This window comes from Bacillus cereus group sp. BceL291 (assembly GCF_051776705.1).
Classification (GTDB): domain Bacteria; phylum Bacillota; class Bacilli; order Bacillales; family Bacillaceae_G; genus Bacillus_A; species Bacillus_A cereus.
The window spans coordinates 49543-70354 of record NZ_JBPWAP010000006.1 but is presented as its reverse complement, the minus strand read 5'-3'; the positions used below and the strand labels follow the sequence as shown (position 1 = coordinate 70354).

Sequence of the window (20812 nt, the reverse complement as noted above, 5' to 3'; positions counted from 1 at the left end):
TGTTGTATCAACAAGTAGATGCCTTTCAAATAGATTCATTTCATAAAAAGGCATAGGTTTTTTCTTAATATGGTACGTAAGTAACTTTATATACCAAAAGAAATAACACATAATTTTTAATAAAGGAAGTGAAGTCCATGTTACCTTGCCAAGGTACGTGCAATCAATATGTAAATTTTGAGGTTTCAATTAAAGCTCCTGAAGGATATATAATTAATGATACCAATTACACTGGTGCCGTCACCTGGAATACAAACCGCTTAAAATGTGCATTTGAACCATGTACGCTACAAACACCGAACCCTTGTCTTCTTCAAACTGATTTACCAGATGGTTCCTATCCAGTACACAGTGTTCGCATCTATGGTGTACTTTCTATGCTTGTTAGTATTTCCCCTGTTCAAAATCAATATGGACAAGGAGCTGCAGCTTTTTCTAAATGGCACAAATTCTCCATCAATCAGATTGTTTATTATACAACGGATTCTAATTGCTGCTTTGATTTTAGTGGCTTTAAACTTAAGAGTTTAACAATTACACCACAAGATGATAATACGTTTATCTTAAGTGGTACCCTTTCCCTTTTACCAGTGCCACCAAATCCTCCTATTTATGCTTTTACAGCAAATAAAGATGATAATACTCTTTCAGTAATTAATACAGCAACACAGACTGTTCAGCAAATAATTGACCTCCCTTATCAGCCAATTAAGGTTGCTGTTAACCCCAATAAAACATATACGTTAGTTTCGCACTTTTATGATAACCGTGTTTCTATAATTACAAATGAAACCCTTGCCATTACCTCTACTCTCTCAATAAATAAACCGATTGATATTGCATTTTCTCCAGATGGTCAGTTTGCATATATACTAAATATTTCAACTGGATCAATGGATATTACTACAATTAACATTCTAACTCAAACGATCTCTAATACGATCTCAATCGGAGTAAGTGGGTTTTCAAGTATAGCCATTGATCCAAATGGACAATACGCTTACATCGTAAATGCTAACGCTTGGAGTATTATAAAAGTTGATTTAAATACAGGAGATATCGTAGAAGAGCGTCCTACTTCAAATGATTATCCAAACATTATTGAAATCAGTTTATTTGATGGATTCGCTTATGTTACAGAAGAAATGGTGGCGTCTGGGACCACTCTTACAGTGATTGACTTATCTACTTTCCAAAAGATTGGAGATATTCTTACTGGGGCCTATTACAACTCGTTTCTTTCTCTCTCACCTAATCAACCTGTAGCATTGTTAGGAGACAAAACAAACAATGAAATCAATATTATTGATACAGCACAAAGACTATCTACAGGAACAATTTCTATCAATGGACCAGCAGACGCTGCCTTTACACCTAATGGAGAGTTCATCTATATTGCTCAGCCAGAACAAAACACAGTTACGATCCTTAACTCCGTTGATTATACGGTAAATACAGTAGTAACGGTTGGAGCATCGCCTGGGAGTATTGCAATATAAAGTTTAATGCTTATTAACATTTAAGGGATACTCAGGTTTCAGTACCCTACTTAATTTAACTTTATACACTCAATATTTCATCAATACAAATAACTTAGTCCTTTCTCTATATTCAAGGACTAAGTTTTTACTTTTTAAGTAACCATTTATATACGGCTACTCTCTTGAACACTTTAAAACATATTATCTAATAACTCCTGAATATTTTCTATCATTCTTTCCATAACAACTCTCTTTCATTTTGTTTATCTACAAATGCATACCTTATTCCTTATGTCTATCTAATCTTCTTAAAGGAATCCAATTTAAAATTCATTATACAAGTAAACAACCGTTCCATATGTAGAGAATTTAAGAAAAAGAAGTGAAATTACTGGATTCCCCTTTCTTCTCATATTTTTTAGAAGTTCTTTTAAGTCTAATTCTATTGTATTCCTGCTACATAACATTCCACTAATTAATATCATATTATATGGCTATATTAAAAATTTACCAAATCATTAAAGGAATCTCCTTTCCCCTATCGAATTATTGTAGAGGAAAGGAGAGGAATACATGGAAATTCTAGGATTAGATCCTCGCGCATTAGCGACTTTAGGTGCACTTGAATACACCAATCGTCGCAATAAATTAATCGAAGACTCGGAGAATAACATATACGAGTGTAAAGAAATAAAAGAAATACTTCAATCACTCCCTAAAGAGAAGCAGCTTGAGGTTCTTGAGAATCAAGCTCACTTTGAAGCTGTGGCAAAGATGATTGAACAAAACAATTTAATTCTTTTAGAACAGATGAAAGCTCTACAGCTAATTCAGAAATAACAAACTTATGATTGATTAACTCTACATATGCTTCCATAAATAATGTATCTTTATTTATACCATCAGCCTCTGTTTTTACAGGGGCTTTTGTTATGCGCTGATTCATATTTTGAATTTGAATGGTTTCTTTCACATGTACGAATAGATCTTCTAGTAAACCTGGTGTAGACTCTAATTCTTGCTTTTCAATTTCCTCTGTTACAGCACTGATAAATTCCCAAAGTACTTTTGCGCCTAATAATTCCGCTAATCGTTTTTCACGCATTTCAAATGTTTTCATGTTCATGCAAATACACCCCTATTATTTATATATAATGATAAAATATTATTTTTTTATGTAAAATTTCCTAAAACACTTTACAAACTTACATTTCTAAAAAATAACTATATAATTTTAAAAATCTAATATTATTCAACACACTTCGTGTTGTTCTGAATCAAAAAAAATTGTTTGGACTGTAACACCATAAAAATTCGCTAATTTTATTTTTATATTATCCCGTGGAATTCTCTGACCATTTTCATACATTTGCAATGTACTAACACTGATTCCCACAGCCCTTGCCACTTCTTCTCTAGATTTTTCATTTCTTAAATTAATTAGATTTTTGGCCACTCTTTCATAATTCATGTCTTCTCCCCCTAAAACCACATTTCGTGTTGTTACTTAAAATATAAACTGCACACTTTGTGTTGTCAATAGATTCTAATTATCAACATTTAAAAATTTTAATTATTTAACACATATTGTGTTAATATATTATCAGGTGATAGAATGAAAATGTTTGGAAATATAATTCGTGATTTAAGAAAACAAAGAGGAATTACGCAAAAAGAACTTGCTCACTCGCTTCAGCTAAGTGAAAGTACAATTGGTATGTACGAACGGAATGAACGTCAACCTGATTACAATACCTTGATACGTATAGCAGATTACTTTGATGTATCTACTGATTTTCTTCTAGGGCGAGATTTTAATGTTACAGAGGACGGAAACAAAATAGAATTAGATCAATGGCTAAAAGATATAAAGTTTGCACCATCCCAAAAGCGTGAAGAATTAAAACGTTTTTGGAAATTCTTAATGCAAGAAGAAGAGTAATCAAATAAACCTTCCCCCTGAAAGGATGGGGGAAGGTTTATTTGATTACTCTCATACTTTATAACACCAATGATCACAAAATTGGTCACATTACCTACAAAATATATTCAATTTTGTTGACTGCATCCTCATGCATCGTTCGCAGCACACACCAGTAAGTATTTAATGTGATTTTGATGTTTCTATAACTTTTAATCTCTCAGAAATAATTTTCACATTCACATCCTTAGCTAGTAGGTTTATTGCATGGATATGACGTAAATCATGAAAGTGAACCTTAGGAACACCCGCTTTATGAATATCCAAAACTTTTCCACCTAGTAAAATGTGGTAATACAGTGGAATTTTCTATGCATTTATAAAAAAGAAGTCCTCCTTTAAAACTTTAGTTTTCAAAATCACCCATCTTTCTTATCCTCTCCATAAATGTATGTGTACCCTGAGAGTAGCGGGTTTTCTTCTTTATTATGTATCTCTGGATTTAAATATCGGATTATATAACTCGGAAAAACACGTTGCTCCATCTAATTCACATTAATTCATTATCTTAAATGAATAACTTCTCCTGATATAAATTCCAAATTTAAGTACCTTTATTATATATAGGTGTAATATCACACCTTTCTAAAAATCAAACTTCACGTGCGGCATAACTTTCACCTATTCCTTTACGATAAAACATCATATTAAGGACTTATTCATACCATTATGTGTTACATTGTTAATTTTTTAATCTATTTATATAAATTTCCCTTTCGATTGAATTAAAACCCTCAGCTCTTCAACAGTAACCAGTGGCTTACGATGAATCATACTATGACAATTAGGGCAAAGCATTGCTAAATCTTCAATTTTAGTCGTTTCATCGTTTTTCATTTCAGATATCGGTTTTCTATGATGTGCCTCTATGAAATTCCTTCCTCTATCACCATAAACTTGTTCAAAGTTCATACCGCACGCCTCACAATAAAGCCTCCCGTGTACTTGGATAAAGCGTTCCTTAGCTTGTTTAACTAATTTATTATTACGTTCTCTATATCTGTGTAATCTAAACTTTTCTTTCCCTTCAGGAAAATCATCTTCTTCATCCACATGTGTATCAAGAGTTATTGTTATAGCTTCTTCACTCAATCGTATTAGAACATCCTTAATAGGATTAAAATCTTCCATTTCTTTTTGTAACAGAAACAGAGCATCAGAAATATTTATTCCTTCAAAGATTCCTTTATGGTCATTCTTTATCCCAATATGATGTAGAATACCCATAGCTTGATAACCTTTGCTCTCCTTCGAATCTAAACCAAGGATATTTTCATCAATCCAGCGGTGATTTTTCGCATTGAATAAGTACTCATATACAACAGAATCTCTTATTTCCTCTCCATAAGAACTATACTCTCGATTTCTTTTAACTGGTTCTAATTTTGTAGTTGAAGTAACTTGAACAGAACCTATTCCTTCATATTCTTCCAAACTTGTAGAAAAAGAAACCTTATAGTATTTCTTATCTATCTTTTTAAAAATCATATACGGTACGTTATCATCAACTTTATTATTCTTTCTAAATTCTTCATATATATTAGGATACTTCATTTGAACATACTCGGTTAATTTACTAGGCCATAATAATTTTGTCCTAGCTTTTTCTCCCGACCCCTTTCTAATCCTAGCAAGATAGTCTTTTTTCATAAACTCTAGAGTTATTTGAAAAGTGCTATTTTCCTTCATTACATCTATCTCAAAAAAAGTCCTTATATCAATAGGAATACCTGTTTCATTATTAATAAAAGAGGATTTATCCATTTTTTTCATAGCAATATTATTTGATTTTAAAGCCCATGAATGTTTACTTATTTCTTTTTCTTTTAAGGCTAAATTAACCATACTATTTAGATTCATCATCATTCTCCTGTTCTTGATTATATTTAGAATCAAATAAGTCTTTAAGGTTTAAATAGAAGAGCGAGACTTGTCTCAATTCATATACTATCATAATATTATCAATAAGCTACAACCACAATGATACCAAGGGTTTGAGCCATTTTTATAATATTTTTCTTATACTTCCAAATTCCAATCTAATAAGTATGATATAACGATAAGCAATCAAATAACAGGTACATTTTATTTGATTAAAATCAGGTTACAAAAAACGTTACATTTAAATTGCATATCAAGTGCTAATGAAATATTGATTTTATTAAAAACACTCTTAACTTAGCCCCTTTAGCAAACAATTCTAGAGACTCCATTCTTCTCCTTATAATGAGTAGAGAGTTGAATCTGTACTATCCCGTAAGTCATGTCCTGCTTCATAGAAACAAAAGTAAAGATAAAAAAAGACCTCCCTAAGTAATCTGTACCCTTTGTAAAGGACATTTTGAAAAAAGTTAGGCAACATCAAGAAGATGATTTCTGTATCCAACAGGAGTCATCTTTTTTAAATTCCATTGATATCTACAGTGATTATAGTACGTCATATATTTCTTAATCTCTTGTTTCAACTCAGTAAAAGACTCGCAAGGTTTTATATGTGCTTCATCTTTCAGATGACCAAAAAATGATTCTTGTGGAGCGTTATCCCAACAGTTCCCTCTTCTTGACATAGATTGTCCGAGCTTTAGCTTTTTGACTAATTTTTGGTAGGTAGGGCTTGTGTAGTGGGCTCCTTGATCTGAATGAATATATGCGCCTTCAGTTAATGGAATCCTCTTATTCCGTTGTAGTTTATGCAGAGTTGTTGTTACGAGGTCTAATGTCATCTGTTCTGAAACATGGTAAGCTAAAATTTCATTGGTTGATCCATCTAAAATTGTAGATAAATAAGCTCTTTTATTCTTACCGTAAATTAAATAAGTGATATCTGTAAGAAGCGTTTTTCCTGGAATATTTTGTTTAAATTCTCGATTTAATTGATTCGGCACTACTCGATGTTCTTTTGAAGCTTTCAGCATTCTTTTATAAGGATTTGCTTTCCGAATCGGACAGACAATCTCATATTTTTTCATGATTCTACGGATACGCTTTAAATTGTAGACAACTTGAAAATGACCCACCAATGTCATTTTTATTTGACGAGCCCCTTTCTTTCGATTTCTAAATCGAAGTGGTTTTAATATGATTTCTTTCACGATTTCATCTTGATTGTTCTTTTGTTTCCGTTGTTCTTGAGATGAAATGGAAAAATAATTATAGTATCCCGAACGGGATACACCAGCTACTTTACACAAATAACTCACCATATTTCTTAAGTTATATTTTATGATAACAGAACGAATCAGGATATATTTCTGACTAGGTTATAACGTTATTTCCTTCTCATCCTCCCTTCCATAAGTTTGATCTTTTTTAACAATTCATTTTCTGCCTTTAGTAAGTTCCGTTCGGCTTCTAAACGAGCATACTTCTCTTCTAACGTAAGCTCTCTCTCAAGATTTCTTCCCGCGTTTTCGGTGCGTGTATCTCCCAAACCAAATACACCATTTTTCTGTAAGCAGCACGCCATCTACTTCCTGATGACATAATTCGTTTCATTCCAATTATATCTATATCAAAACCACATTCTTCAAAAATATTTCGAGGTAGTTTTCCTTTCTCATTTTCCTCAATAAAAATACGCTTAAATTCATCTGTATAAGTGATACCTTTCTGACTTACAGATTTTATGTAGGGGTTATTTGATAGAATTTGAATGTCTCTTTCCGTAAATAGCTTTTTTGTCATTTTGAACTTTCTCCGATCCCAATTTTCTCTCATTATACAAGAAATACCCTATAGAATAGACTTTTTTTCAGTGTCTATTCTATAGGGTACGTTTTATTATTATACTGTTTTTTTTATAAATTTTTTTGAAAGTATTTTCATCTCCTATCACACCATAAAAAATAAAACCCTTTTATGATACGATGAATGATTTTCCTTTAACTATATATGAAATTGGTTATTCTTTTATTAGTCTACTTAAATCTTTATTAAAGAATAGTATGTTACAAATCTCTGTATTTCACATATCCAGAAGAATATGCAATCTACATGTGTTGATACTTGAGCATAGTAACTAAGAATTTATAAATAGATATAAGATGTGTTTGTATCCAATTTTATATTTCATACAAATCTTAAAGATATCTTCTATCTTTAATTCTCTCCCATTCATCCTCTAATATTCGACTACTTTCCAGCATAAAATAATCGTGACGGTAATTCTCAAATGACTTTGCAATCGTCTGCTTTTTGTATTCTAAACTACAAAATAGAAAATGAACATGTGTTACTAACAATACAATTATAAATAATATAATCATAAATTATCCTTTAAATCTTACTTACTTTTTTGCTGTTCAACTAATAACGTACTTAAATTATTAAAAACTATTTCTCTTATATTTACATTGTAGAAGTAACTTTCAAAATTTCTATATACAAATTCCAAATCATATTCTTCTCTTTTGTTCCCTTTGCTACACTTCCCAAAAGGACCATCTGTTTCGATTAACAGTCTATCCATAGGTATTCTTTCAATAATTTTTTTACCTTTTACGGAGGTTAACATCGAGTAATTGACAGAGAAATAGTAACCACTATCTATGATTTCATCAATTAAAGTTAATTTTCCTGTATACCAATGAAATACAGCAAAACGCACATTATTTTCTCTCAATATATCTAAAGTATCTTCCTCTGCTTTCCTTGAATGAATAGAAATTATTTTATTCGTTTCCCCAGCTCTATCACATATATATTTAAATATTTTCTTTTGTTCTTCTTTAGTTGAAATAAATTCATTAGAGTAATCCAAACCAACTTCTCCAATATACTTTGTACTTCCTAAATAGTTATTAAAAATATTTTTATTAAATTTATGAGTTTTTATTAACTGAGGATTATACCCTAAAGCTACTTTCACATATTTCGAATTACGAAATTCATTTATGCATTTAACATATATTTCAGGTAAATTAGTTACAAACAGTGCATATATCCGCTTGTTATTAAAATAATCATATAGTTTTTGATATTCTTTATAGTAATCAATGTGGATGTGAAAATCTATCAATTTTGACATCCTATTTTTTCCTCTATCCCTATATATCCTAACAAATTACTTCCGTTCTCTTTATCAATCTTTTCAATCATACTTAGTAATTCTTTCATAGACTCACGATATACCCTTTCATATTCTACTAATTCTTCCATTGTTAAATTTCCTGGCCTTAACAGAAGGTTCCTAATAAACTTGCTATCCTCTTGATGTTTAAGGTATCTTTTAATACTAAATAGTACTGCTTTTAAATCGCTCGCTTTTCCTTGAGGCTTATTATAAGCATCAATAAAAGCCCTATTTAACATATGCTTTTCATTATAAACAGTCTCATCATCACCAGCCTTAATCATGGATGCCCGTCTTATTAAGCATGGATAACAATAACCACAATTGCATGGTGGTTTAATTTTATCGTACCTACATAAACAAGGATGGGAGCACGATAATGTTTTATGAGCATATCCTTTAAACACTTCGTTTTCCTTGTGTTCCTCAACAATTTCTCCTTTAGTCTTATTCCAATAGAAGTTCTCAATACTATGATTTAAACCTATCTTTCTCAATATACTGTTTAAAGATTTTAAAAACCTCGGATGCGTTGTACGAGTACTACAGCTTCCATTTCTACTATCTGTAAGCGGTACATTAATACCTATGAATCCATTTTCAGGGATGTAAATTGGGGTTTCTTCTCCAATAATTGAAGCAACGACAACCGCCCCCGCTAAAAATAAAAATGAACGACTTCTACTTGTACTCTCTCCCTTAATCTTCATCTTATTCCCGCTTATATCTACTGGGGCTAATGGGCTTGCATTAAATAATAATAGTTCTTTATTCACTGCAGGATATGCAAAATTCAATGCACTAAAGAGTTCATTTTGCCTATTGGTTAGTAAATTATACTCTCTAAAACCGATAAAACATGTTTGTTTATTTTTTTCTAATAAATTTAGAGCTCCACAAAAAGAATCTAATCCTCCCGAGAACAAGCTGACTGAATTAAAATTCTTTTTATTCATCATTCTATATTTCGTATTTTTCTTATCCGCCCTAAATTTCAATTCTGTTTTTCTAAAATTAAACTTCCATCTGTCCCCACTTAAAAAACTAAGCACTGCCTCTAACTCTTGCTTGACTATATTCCATTTTTCAAGTTCTAAAACAGGAATATCCAACACGACTTCACGTGTCCAATTATCTTTAAATAAATTACGTGATATTCTTTTATCCACGGCAAACACACTCATAGCAATAATCAGTAAGTCCTCACTAATATCGTTAGTAGACTCTTCTCCAAACCTTCTCCATAAATTCTCGACATCTACTTTAATATTAGATTCTTTGTTCTTATTAAACAAATTAAATACTATATACTCCCTATCACCTGATTTCTCATCTACCTTTTTATTTATCCATACTTTAAACAAGAGACTCACTCCAAACAGTTAATATTTGTAAAGCTCCGTCACACTTCTGGTCTATAATTTTACTTCCTTGTTCTCCAGCCCAATCTATGTGTTGTAACTCTCCTAATGTATAATCATTTTCAATCGCTGTTCTAATATAAGTTTCAATAGTATCTTGCACACCATCAAATCGATTTAAATTATCAAACATAGAAATTATCTTTTCAGAGAAAGTCGTGAAAAAGCTATTTTGTACAAATTTAATAATAAATTCCCTTATGAACTCCTCTTTATTAATTGAAAGAAAAATTTCATCATATTCTTCTACTGTTTGAACATCAACCAGTAGCTCTGCCATTAATTCATTTATACTTTGCTGAGCAATTCCTTCTAACAGAGTATTTTTTGATTCTGCAAAATACTCTGTTAGCCCTACATAAATTTCATCAGGTTTTTTATCTATTAAATGCTTAAGTCCTATATTCTCTAAAGCTGTAGTAAATCCATAATTTTTGACTAAGTCAATAAAATTAATTGCTTTAGCACCAGTTCCACCTATATTAATACTATTACTACTATTTTTCATTCCTTGTAGGGCTTTAGAATATTTAGAAACTGCTTTTCCTACAGAAGATGGAGTGAAATTATTTCTCCCCATGTACGAAACTGCTCGCTTGGCATCTGACCATAAATACCCCGTTGGTGGAGCATACCCCTTAGAAGTTCCCATCTTTTATTTTCCTCCTTTAATACCAGCAGCAACATCCCATAATGGTTTTTTACTACCTTTTGATAGATAATGAGTTTGAATTTTTTCAAAATCATCTACAGTTAATTTATTTTTAAATAGTATAGTTTCCTTAGGCGTTATATCATTTGCTTTAATTTTTACAAATTCAGTAAATAATAACTGCTGATACACGGGATAAATTTTATAAATTTCAATTAATACTTCTAAATAAAGTTTTTTATCTTGATTATATTTTGATATGATGCCTTTGATAATTTCCTTCTGTGTAACTTCATCATGTTCATCTAATTTTTTGATTTTTTCTTTTCTCAATACAATAGATATTTGATTGTTACATATTTCGTTAATTATCTTTCTCTCTTTTTGACTCAAATTATTTCCTGATATCCCTTTACTTCTCACTGAATCACGCGCAAGATAAAAATACACACTTAAATCTTCATTTGACAAATTGGAGGGTTCAACTCCAATCCATCTTTTAATAGTTTCTGTATACCATCTACCATTTTTATTTTCACTGACTCCTTCAGGCTTCTCTACATCGCCAGGCTGAATTGCAGTTAGGGCCCTCTCCTCTATTTCTTTTAAAGGTTCTGCATAACCATTATGTTCAATTTGCCATTTATAGAGCTCTCTGAATAAATCTTTGTCCACATATTCAAGCACCATTAATTTGGCTAATATAGCCAAATTAAGTTTTATTCCTTGTAATTCAGCCAGACGTTTTCTCATATAAAAAGTATTTAAAAAACGCTTAGTTTGGCGCGGGTTTCCTTTTAGAGTAGCTGCTATAATATCGCCTATACTATCAAATACATATAACTGTTGCTCGAAGTCTTCACCGCTTCCTCTCCTTTTTATAATATCCTCAACATCTACTTCAAACCCTTGAACAATTCCCTTTATATCTTTGGCACTTATAATTTCTCCTTTAACAAAAATTCCAGCTTCTTTTAATTGTTGGAGCAATCGATTTAGCATTTCTTCTTTCAGATACATCTCACAAACAAGTAATAACATATAGTTTTTCACATCTATTTCTGACAGTTCAGATACCCTGATAGGCAATTGAATAATCTTTTCAATATAATCATTAGAAACATCTATATCTATTTCTTCTAATTGTGGATATTTTCTTTTTATAGAATATGTAATTACATCTTCATCCATGGCAATAATAAAAGTTGTCTTTTCCACAGATAAAAATAATTTTATAGCTTCTAATGTCTCAACAATCCTATCTGGATTACATCTATCTAAATCATCAATGATAATTATTAAATTATCTATACCAGATTCTTTTATCAAATTTCCGAATTCATCTCTAAACTTTCTAATATTCTCAATTACATTTTCTTCATCATCTTGCTTTATATACTCCTCCTTTAAGTTATTATAGGTCTCTATATGTTTTCCGATCTTTTCCTCATTATCAAAATCCTTCATACTTATCCCACTCATGAGCATAGGTAGGGGATTTCCGGCTAACAAACTTAAACCTAATGGAATTCCTTTCTTAGCAACTGTACTTCCAACCCTTATCCAATCTACTCGTTTCAACAAATCTTTTATTTTCCCGCCAGTTGTTTGGGATATTTCTTTATTTTCTTGCATACTTCTTAATATTGATTCCATTAAGGCTGTTTTAGCATCATCATATCCTTCAAACATCCATGCGTTTACAGATACAACCGCTATCTTTTGAGAATTCCCCTTCTCATCTAATACCTTTTTTTCTATTAAATGCAGTAAGGTAGATTTACCACTGCCCCAATTACCAAATAAACCGATTGTTAATGGATTCATCCTTTCACTAATAGCAACCTCATATACTAATTCAGCATACGGTTCATAAGCTAACATATCTATTCTCGAAGCACCATCAGCCCACATATTTCTCTACTCCTTTTAGTTTTTCAACTTATATTTTCTTTTTATCCTTTCTTACACTTAACCTTTTGAAAAATATTCCTATTTTAATATTCCAGTACCTTCTATTAAATGTCAATATTCTTTCTTTTTTAATTAAGATACAAAAAATATTAGTCATGGACTAACACCTTTTTACTTCTTGTACTTTATATAAAAATCAAGCATGGCCTGAGAAATTAAATCATTCATTTTTAAATGATTAAACCTTTCCTCACACAATTCAGCGAATCTATTATAAATCTTCTCATTTACTTTAACGGATTTCACAACCATAGGTATATCTTTTGCATATACTTCCTCATCAAGAATTAAAACACTTTCTGAAATGTATAAAACTGTTTTCAATTTATCCATGTGCTCCCTTGAAAATTGTAATTCTTCTTCAAACTTAATAGAATTCACTTCTTCCTTCGCTTCTTCTGTATCAATGAATTTAAAATATTGATTTCTCCTCTTTACATAAATGTAGTTCCTTTGTTGCATTGTCTTAGTAAAAGTCGAATAGTTAACATTTAAACGCATAATTGAGATCAAGAACACTTGCTGCCGATTGGTGCGGAGGGTGAGTTTCGGAGGGTGGACGTGCGTCACGAGCGTGCGGCTGATAATATGTAACGTAATGTATAACGGTGAGAGTACGCTTATTTGTTAAGTTATGTTAGGTTTATGGAATTAGTTTCGCATTTGTGAATCCGTCGAGTAGAAAGATTTAAATATCGGAATCTTTTCCATTTCGATGTAGAAATTCACATCATTACTTACGTTAGAGAGATTATGTAATTATCGTACGCATATGCTTTTTACGAATATTTCTCACAATTGTTTCTATCTTTTCCTCTTTATAAAGGAGTACATAATTAACACGATACATTCCCGTAATATGGTAAAATTAAAAAGCAGAATTAGCTATAGAATAAAACGTAATTAAAAGAGAGGATCATAATTAAATGCAGAAAAAATTACAAGTATTTATATCATCAACTTTTACTGACTTAGTAGAAGAAAGACAAGTTGCAGTACAAGCTGTATTAAATGCCGGGCATATTCCAGCGGGAATGGAATTATTTAAGGCAGCAGACACGTCACAAAAAGAAACTATTAAAAAATGGATAGAGGAGTCCGATGTATACATGCTTATTTTAGGCGGTAGGTATGGATCAATCGACCCTGAAACAGGAAAGAGCTACACACATTGGGAGTATGATTACGCTGGTGAACTAGGTAAACCACGTTTTGCAGTTGTAATTACCGAGGAAGCTCTAGAGGCAAAAATAAAAGAGCACGGTATAGCTGTTACAGAAAGAACAAATTATGGACAATACGAAGAGTTTAAACAAGTGGTACTAAGCAAAATCTCAAAGTTTTATTCAGATGTTAGAGATATTAAACTCACTGTATTAGAATCTCTAAAAGAATTTGAAAAAGATAATACGCTTTCTGGTTGGGTTTCTGGCCAAAATATAGATGACCTTGACGCACTAAGAAAAGATAACTATACATTAATGAGGGACAATGCTGAATTAACAAAAAAACTCGAAAAACTTCAGCAAGAAACAGAAAACAAAAAGGATATTGATGGAAGCTCCTTTGAAGAAGTACGGAATTTTTTAAGAAAAGAAAAATTATTAATTGGAGAAGATGATTTACAAGGGCAATATGTATATGAAGAACTCACTATATATAGATTATTCATGAGTTTTAAAGAGTTATTTACTACTGGCATTACTAATAGACGAGGAATCAGAAAAGTTGAACATTTTCTGTTTTTTAAAGTTTCCCCTATTCTAATGTCATTTGGATTGGTAGAAAGAGTTAAAGTTGCCGGTGTATCATATCATAGAATCCAGACAAGCAAAGCAGGGCTAAAATTTTTTAAATTAGTATTATTAGAGCGACAAAATAAAGAAGAATAGTATCATATAAGTTGTAGACCGTTTATACGGTCTTTTTTTATAAAAAAATTGTATTATATCAACAATAATAGAGATATATGCTAACTAATTGTTACCTTTGCCGACTCCTTCGCCTATGTTAAACACCTCTATCTTCGAATTTACCCTCGTCCAATTTATCCGCCAACTCACGCTGCATCGTCGGCAGCACGTGACTGTACGTATTTAACGTCGTCTGTATATCCGTATGCCCCAACCATTCTGATATCAGCTTTACATTAACGTTTTGTTGTATAAGTAGCGTTGCATGGGTATGACGTAGGTCGTGGAACCGTATCATAGGTAACCCGAGTTTTTCGATTAGGTTATAGAATTCCATGCGACCATTTCTAGGTATTAAAGGATTTCCTTTACGTGCACATATTACTAGATAGTTATTTTATAATCTCTGCCGTAGTATTTACGACCTTTCGTTATTGTTTCACGATGTCGCTCCAGCGTAGTCCCATTATTTCGCCTTGACGCATACCCGTCAGTAATCCGATGACACAGGCAATATAAAAACGAGTAGGACGATAAACATTCTTACCCTCATTTATAAAATGGTTCACTTCCTCTAACGTCCATACATTTATTTCTGGTGTTTTTCTTATCTTAGGCAATGTAATTCCTATAGTAGGATTTTCTTTAATAAGCTTTAAAACCTGCACCTTTTTTAACGAAGCACTTACTATTCGGAATATAAGGTGCACTGTATGAGCTGAATACTTTGTGTTAATAGCTAAATCATTAACAAATGCCTGCATATGTATTGGTTGAATTTGTTGCAATCTGAAATGTCCAATCCGAGGTTTAATAACGTTTTCTAAGTATGTCTTATGAATTTCAAACGTAGACTTTTGCAAATGAAATGAAAGATCCTTCATAAAGCTTATACCTATTAAAATTTAATTTATTTTAAATATACTAATTTTACATTGTTATTGCTACCTTAAATCACCTTTTCATTAAATACACTTATTCAAGTTTTTAGTTTAGAGGATAAATAGAGAGTTATACCATTTATAAATTTAATATTTCATTATATTTGTACTGAAAACAAACATTCAACTCCTAACTTATATTTAAGTAAAGTAATTTATTAAAACCTCTATTTAAAACATTAAAACCTACTATTTTTAGCGAGTTATTTTTCCTATGTTCCGATATGCAACTTATAAATTTCAATTATTACATCATCATTATTTATCAGGCTATTTGACTTCTCGTTATATCTTGGATTGTTAAGACCTTGCATTATCATTCTGCGGAACATATATTTATTATACTTCTATACAAATGTTAGTAGGATATTTTCCTCAATAATTAATAGAGTACCTTTAGATAATTAAATTAATTATTTATAAATTTCTTTTTAACTCTCCAGATCTAAAATATTGGCATTTTCGCCTTCATTATTAGTACTAATATATTTACTCAGTTTGAAAATTGAATTAATTATCTAAATCAAAATTGATACGGTTAACCTTGTAATACTTAACTAAAAATTATTAAATACATTGCTAATTATGTAAAAGTATAATTATAAAAAATAATACACCTCTCCCTTATTTTATACAGAACTAAGGAAATAAATTGGTAACATATTCATGCCTATTGGGTGTAATAGATTGCAAAATTTTAACAAAGACGTGTCATTTTAATCGTAATAAGATAATATATAATAGTAATAATTTAAATCTATGAGGTGTTGAAATGAAAATTATTTTTGTTTGGATAGAAACATATAAAAAATTAAACAACTTTCAAACTTCATTCAGCGGGAAATATAAAATTAAATATCACAAGAATAAATTAGTAATATCAAAAAATAAATTATTTGTAGAAAATTTTTTTAAAATTAATGGAAGTGATATTGATATAAATTTATCCGCTGTTGTTGGAGAAAATGGTACTGGTAAATCCACCATTTTAGATATGATTGTAGAATATATTGAACAAGGAATGTTTTTTAGTGATTATATTTTCATTTTTGAAAGTCAAGGAAAAATTATTATCGATAGTAATTTTGAGATAAATCATATTGAAATAACTGATGAAAATCTTGAATATAGAATAATAAATAATGATTCTTTAGATACGCTATTTGAAAAACAAGTAACTATATTTTTTTCTAATGTATTTGATGTAAGATATTTTGATTATGACGAAGAGTTTCGCAGAAGTTATGGAAATAATAGATTTTCAGATTTCCCAAGATTTAGAAATATTTCAACCAATTCATTACTAAAGAGTTATAGGAAACCTGAGGATTTATTATATCAAGATTTTAGTAGTCAGATATTTTTTGTAAATGAATATAAATCCATTTTAGAAATGGAGAAATTAGTGAAAATACCACCAAAAATATATTTAAGAACTCATTCTTTAGAATCTGAGATTGAAAACTTAGCATTTGAATTAGAACATTTCATTAAAGAATTTGAGAATGAAAATGTTTCAGGTGTACATTTTAACATTAGTATAAAAGGAGATTTTAAAGAAGAACTTATTACATTACTTATTCAAAGCTTTTGCCTTAAAATTGGATACCTTTTAAAAAAACACAGGTTAGATCCGGATATTTTAATTGATACACATCATAACGCTAAAACAGAAAATAACTTTTTTAAAATGATTCATAAGAATCTGGTTAAAGAAGTAAAAATATATGAATCTAATAAAAATATATTAAAAGTTATCAAAACAGAACTAAATAATATCTACAATGACTATCAAAGTATGTTAAATTATTTAATTGAATTAAATATTAGATCTGATGAAATGGGTGATTACCTCGATTCAAATTCAACGGAAAGTAATACATTCATAAATTTTTATAAAAATAGATTTTATTCTACAAACATTTTAAGTTTTTATTGGTCAGAAATGAGTAGTGGGCAATTAAGTTTATTAAATTTATTTGGGAGATTTTACAATTCTCTATATGAAATCCAACAAGACTTAATAGATGAAGAATTTCTCCCCCAAAAAGAAAATGTATCATTAAAAGAGTTTGAATATCTATTACTAATTGATGAATGTGACTTATATTTCCATCCGCAGTGGCAAAAAGATTGGTTATATTATTTTTTAAAACTTATTGAAATATTATTTAAAGGGAATGTTCAAGTCATTTTAACTACTCATTCACCATTCGTATTATCTGATTTTCCAAATACCAATGTTACATTTTTATCCAACTTTTCAAAACCCCTAACACTCAGTAACGAAATTGAGGGAAGTCCTAGAACTTTTGGTGCTAATATAAATGAATTATTAACTAATTCATTTTTTATTAACGATGGTTTAATGGGGAAATTCGCCAAAAATAAAATTAATAGTTTCATTAAAGATTTAATGAATACTACTCCAGATGATGTTTTAAAAAATAAATCTAATTTAAAAACCTTTATTGATTTAATTGGTGATCCCTTTATTAAAAATAAATTATTACAAATTTATAATGAAAAATTACAGTTAGCATCTGATGATGAAATAGAAAAAAGAATAAAATATTTAGAAAAAGAATTGGATATTTTAAAGCAAAGAAGTGATTTGAATTGATTCAATTAAAAATAAGCGATGAAATATTAGCTAAACATGAAGAATTTGTATTTGGAGCAAATAGTAAAAATGAAAATAGAATTTACCAAAAGGTGTTCAAAGCGTATCAAAATGAGTATGATAGATATGCTAAAAATGTTTATAAATTTATATTAAATAATTTTAAAGACATAATTTTAGGTGATATCCAAACACTAACGCAATTAAAAAAGGTTTACAGTTATTTAATAAACTCTATCCCTAATCCTAATACTCGACAGAAACTCGTTGCAGATTTTGAAATTTTTCACAAAGAATATAAATATTTTTACCAATCAGTAGGATGGAATGCTTATTTATATCAAAAAGCATTGGATATAAATATCTGTCCCTATTGTGCTACACAATTTATATTTATCTATCAATCTGACAATGGACAAACTCGTGGTACATTAGACCACTTTATTGATAAAGCTAAATACCCTATATTTTCTATTTCTATTTATAATTTAATACCGAGTTGCAAGGTATGTAATTCAGATTTTAAAGGTAGCAAGGAAGCAAATATAAAAAACAATTATACACCCTTTGAAGAAAATATTATTGAATATATTACATTTAAGAGAGAGGTAATTCATAGCCAAGAAGAAGAGATATCTCCAATAACTGTTATAGACCTTAAAAAAGAACATAAAAATGAGATAGATTATGTTTCAATGTTTTTAGGTATGAATGAAGATTTTAATATTAAAGTAGATTATTCTACTGCACCTAAAGATATAGCAAGAAAAATTAAAGGCAACATAGAGTTATTTAATATTGAAGAAATCTACAATGCTTATCACAAAAATTATATACAGGATTCGATTAGAAAATCCTATATATATAATCACACATATAGGATACAACTATTAAAATCATTTAATAATTTTTTTCAGAGTGAAGAAGAACTTAAAATTGCAATAATGCCATCAGTTGAAGATGACAGAAAGAGTGTTTTGGGAAAATTAACTAGGGATATTGTATTTAAAGAAACAAAAGGTTTTACTTTATAAATTATGTTAATAGATTAAAAGCTAGTAGATATCCATAATAAATTATTAAATATACACTACCATTTATTGAAGAAAAACGTTATAAATAGAATTAAGAACAGGGATTTAATACCAAACAACAGTAAATCTCATACAGCAATATACATGAATATGGCATTAGTATTTTACTTTATTTAATCCTTGTATAATAGGATTTTAATGCATTTAGAAATCCGTTGTACCACCTCGATAAGGGAAAATTTCGAATTCAAACCTCTCTAAAACAATAAATTACAATCATTACTATGATAAATTCAATCAAATTAATGATTTTTGACAATGAAAAAACGTATAAACGATCTTCTCTTATTAAGTAAATATGAATCAAAGAGGAAATGAACAAAATTTGTATTTAGCAAATTATCCCCTTCGTTCAAACATATTTTAGAATAAAACAAATGTACTAAAACAACTTTATCTTAGCTCATTCCCCTCCCCTCTCCTATAAAAGTGAAAGAAAAATGAAAAGTAGTAGTTTCAATTGAAACTGCTACTTTTCATGCTCATAAAAACTCTATATCCACTTCACATTTACACTGGATTCATCCATAATTATTTCATATACTACAGCTAATTTTTCTTAATATTAAGTATTTACATTTCCCCTTCCTTACTTCATAATTTTAATCGAGAAAGGGAGGAAAAAAATGGTTCAAATAAAAGTAATGCCTGAAGAATTGGAACGAGTTGCAAAACGGGCAAACGATACAAATCAGGCAGTAGAATCTATACATAATAACTTATGCAATCAAATTGATTACCTGTGTTTTCAATGGACAGGTGCCTCAAATCAAAATTCCGTTCAAATGTTTAACAATGCGAAACCCTCCGCATTCACAGCTATTAATGCACTTGTGCATGTCGAAGAAGAATTAAAGAGAATTGCTGAGAAATCCCGCGTTGCAGATAGTGAAGATGTAACATCCCACAAAACAACTAAGTCTAGTAAAGCACCTGAAAAATCTTTCTTAGAAAAAGTATTGGGATGGTATAGTAGATGATGCGGGAGATGCTGTTGGAGATACAATCGACGGTAAAAAGCATTAGGTGACTGGGAAACTTGGAAAGGCATGGGCTACACTGTCACCCATTTAGATGAAGCTTTACCTGCTATGTGGAATGCATTATCCGACTCTTTTAATAAAGATGTGATAAATGGTGATGCAGAGACCCGTGCAAGCTGGGGATCTTATGCTTGAATCCAAATTGGATTAGGGATAAAGGGAGCAGTAAGGCTGCAAAGCTTGCACAAGGGGCTAAATTCTCTCATGGTATCTCGAAAGCTGAACAATTATTTAATAAAGGCGATAATTTGGCTTTCACAGGCGGTAATGGTGGTAGATCTGCATTTGATAGTGCTATGTTTAGAGCAGCTGAAGAAAAACTTTCAACCTACTCGTTTGCTAAATAAAAATACCACTGTAAAACCTGGTGATAGCAGTTCACTTGCCCCAGAAGGAGGACTGAGGCTCATGAAGCTTGGAGTGAGCATTTACTAGAAAGACATGTAGGAAAACGGACGAAGAGCTATTGCAAAGAATGGAAACCAATACTAGGCTAACAGGTGCATCCACCTTTACAGATAGAGCGACAGCTGAAAATATAGTCAGCAATATTTTATATAACCCTACAAACCAAGTGCTTATTCAAAACGGATTAAATTATATACACTCATGTATGAA

The 20812-nt window shown here is 30.3% G+C and carries 15 protein-coding genes and 3 pseudogenes; 6 read left to right on the top strand and 12 right to left on the bottom strand.

All coding sequences use genetic code 11. The annotated features are described in order from the left end of the window. Positions 1-137 precede the first annotated feature (137 nt). On the top strand, positions 138-1499 hold the full coding sequence (locus ACS2CR_RS07025; RefSeq protein WP_098442151.1) for a YncE family protein: 1362 nt from the start codon (positions 138-140) through the stop codon (positions 1497-1499). Between the two features lie 697 nt (positions 1500-2196). On the opposite strand, the gene ACS2CR_RS07020 is transcribed toward ACS2CR_RS07025, so the two are convergent. Both ACS2CR_RS07020 and ACS2CR_RS07015 read right to left on the bottom strand, forming a co-directional pair. Then, on the bottom strand, positions 2197-2607 hold the full coding sequence (locus ACS2CR_RS07020; protein ID WP_153602679.1) for a hypothetical protein: 411 nt from the start codon (positions 2605-2607) through the stop codon (positions 2197-2199). Between the two features lie 126 nt (positions 2608-2733). Beyond that, a complete protein-coding gene (locus ACS2CR_RS07015) occupies positions 2734-2952 on the bottom strand; it encodes a helix-turn-helix transcriptional regulator (protein WP_001105582.1) in 219 nt (72 codons plus the stop codon). A 144-nt stretch (positions 2953-3096) separates the two neighbouring features. Between ACS2CR_RS07015 and ACS2CR_RS07010 the strand changes: the two genes are divergently transcribed. Then, positions 3097-3423 (top strand): helix-turn-helix domain-containing protein, encoded by a 327-nt coding sequence (locus tag ACS2CR_RS07010; RefSeq protein WP_153602680.1) that lies wholly within the window; start codon positions 3097-3099, stop codon positions 3421-3423. A 162-nt stretch (positions 3424-3585) separates the two neighbouring features. On the opposite strand, the gene ACS2CR_RS07005 is transcribed toward ACS2CR_RS07010, so the two are convergent. The 9 genes and pseudogenes from ACS2CR_RS07005 to ACS2CR_RS06965 all read right to left on the bottom strand — a co-directional run bounded on the left by ACS2CR_RS07005 (position 3586) and on the right by ACS2CR_RS06965 (position 13093). Further along, positions 3586-3729 (bottom strand): hypothetical protein, encoded by a 144-nt coding sequence (locus ACS2CR_RS07005; protein ID WP_309567755.1) that lies wholly within the window; start codon positions 3727-3729, stop codon positions 3586-3588. A 432-nt stretch (positions 3730-4161) separates the two neighbouring features. Next, on the bottom strand, positions 4162-5322 hold the full coding sequence (locus ACS2CR_RS07000; protein WP_153602681.1) for an HNH endonuclease: 1161 nt from the start codon (positions 5320-5322) through the stop codon (positions 4162-4164). A gap of 491 nt (positions 5323-5813) precedes the next feature. Continuing rightward, positions 5814-7146 (bottom strand): annotated as a pseudogene (locus ACS2CR_RS06995) (IS3 family transposase). A gap of 395 nt (positions 7147-7541) precedes the next feature. After that, entirely contained in the window at positions 7542-7727 is a 186-nt protein-coding gene (locus ACS2CR_RS06990; protein ID WP_153602682.1) for a hypothetical protein, read from the bottom strand. Between the two features lie 17 nt (positions 7728-7744). Further along, positions 7745-8488, bottom strand: a complete 744-nt coding sequence (locus tag ACS2CR_RS06985) for a TatD family hydrolase (RefSeq protein ID WP_153602683.1) — start codon at positions 8486-8488, stop codon at positions 7745-7747. Continuing rightward, on the bottom strand, positions 8476-9897 hold the full coding sequence (gene qatC, locus ACS2CR_RS06980; RefSeq protein ID WP_153602684.1) for a Qat anti-phage system QueC-like protein QatC: 1422 nt from the start codon (positions 9895-9897) through the stop codon (positions 8476-8478). The genes ACS2CR_RS06985 and qatC overlap by 13 nt, the downstream gene beginning before the upstream one ends. Then, positions 9890-10606 carry a hypothetical protein gene (locus tag ACS2CR_RS06975; protein ID WP_153602685.1) on the bottom strand — a complete coding sequence of 239 codons (717 nt, stop codon included), beginning with the start codon at positions 10604-10606 and terminating at the stop codon, positions 9890-9892. The genes qatC and ACS2CR_RS06975 overlap by 8 nt, the downstream gene beginning before the upstream one ends. A 3-nt stretch (positions 10607-10609) precedes the next feature. After that, on the bottom strand, positions 10610-12520 hold the full coding sequence (locus ACS2CR_RS06970) for a KAP family P-loop NTPase fold protein (RefSeq protein WP_153602686.1): 1911 nt from the start codon (positions 12518-12520) through the stop codon (positions 10610-10612). A gap of 171 nt (positions 12521-12691) precedes the next feature. After that, positions 12692-13093 carry a hypothetical protein gene (locus ACS2CR_RS06965; RefSeq protein WP_153602687.1) on the bottom strand — a complete coding sequence of 134 codons (402 nt, stop codon included), beginning with the start codon at positions 13091-13093 and terminating at the stop codon, positions 12692-12694. 413 nt (positions 13094-13506) lie between these two features. Here ACS2CR_RS06965 and ACS2CR_RS06960 point away from each other — a divergent pair, with 413 nt between their 5' ends. After that, the gene (locus tag ACS2CR_RS06960; protein WP_153602688.1) at positions 13507-14472 is read left to right on the top strand and encodes a DUF4062 domain-containing protein; all 966 of its coding nucleotides are present in this window, start codon (positions 13507-13509) and stop codon (positions 14470-14472) included. A gap of 118 nt (positions 14473-14590) precedes the next feature. On the opposite strand, the pseudogene ACS2CR_RS06955 reads toward ACS2CR_RS06960, so the two are convergent. Next, a pseudogene (locus ACS2CR_RS06955) lies at positions 14591-15380 on the bottom strand (tyrosine-type recombinase/integrase); the annotation flags it as partial. A gap of 826 nt (positions 15381-16206) precedes the next feature. Between ACS2CR_RS06955 and ACS2CR_RS06950 the strand changes: the two are divergent. The 3 genes and pseudogenes from ACS2CR_RS06950 to ACS2CR_RS06940 form a co-directional block, all read left to right on the top strand. Further along, positions 16207-18057, top strand: a complete 1851-nt coding sequence (locus ACS2CR_RS06950; RefSeq protein WP_153602689.1) for an AAA family ATPase — start codon at positions 16207-16209, stop codon at positions 18055-18057. Beyond that, positions 18054-19091 carry a hypothetical protein gene (locus ACS2CR_RS06945; RefSeq protein WP_136983232.1) on the top strand — a complete coding sequence of 346 codons (1038 nt, stop codon included), beginning with the start codon at positions 18054-18056 and terminating at the stop codon, positions 19089-19091. The genes ACS2CR_RS06950 and ACS2CR_RS06945 overlap by 4 nt, the downstream gene beginning before the upstream one ends. A 686-nt stretch (positions 19092-19777) precedes the next feature. Continuing rightward, positions 19778-20792, top strand: a pseudogene (locus tag ACS2CR_RS06940) (WXG100 family type VII secretion target); the annotation flags it as partial. Positions 20793-20812 lie beyond the last annotated feature (20 nt).